We start from the raw sequence: 496 nt of genomic DNA on the forward strand, positions 1-496 counted from the left end.
GGCTTATCTCTACCGGGCTGTCGACTCGGCCGGCAATACCGTCGACTTCCGGCTCAGCCCGCGGCGCAACGTCGCTTCGGCCAAGGCATTCTTTCGTAAAGCCATACGTTCTCAAGGCCGGTTACCCGAGACTATTACGCTGGACAGTTATGCCGCTTCCCACCGCGCCGTTCGCGAACTTCAAGAGCAGGGACGTCTTCCTGACTTGACGAAGCTTCGCTCGTCAAAATATCTGAACAATCTGATCGAGCAGGACCATCGCAATGTCAAATCCAGACTTGGACCGATGCTGGGCTTGAAAAGCTTCACTTCCGCTACCACGACAATACAAGGCATTGAGCTCATGCATCGCATTCGCAAAGGGCAGTTCGACCTACGAGGTCTGGGAACTCAGGGGCAAACTTCGTCCGAAATCTGGGCAGCTGTTCTGGCTGCGTGAACTCAGCCGGCGCACCGGCAGGTTGGCGTGCCTTTGTCCATAATTTGCACCAGAGCC

At 56.0% G+C, this 496-nt stretch carries 1 protein-coding gene; it reads left to right on the forward strand.

Annotation, left to right across the window (positions count from 1 at the left end; all coding sequences use genetic code 11):
• A partial coding sequence (locus tag KVT32_RS28625; RefSeq protein WP_217619263.1) for an IS6 family transposase occupies positions 1 to 439 on the forward strand: 439 nt, incomplete at its 5' end.
• Positions 440 to 496 lie beyond the last annotated feature (57 nt).

This window comes from Achromobacter sp. GbtcB20 (genome assembly GCF_019091095.1).
GTDB classification, from domain to species: Bacteria; Pseudomonadota; Gammaproteobacteria; order Burkholderiales; family Burkholderiaceae_B; genus Achromobacter; species Achromobacter mucicolens.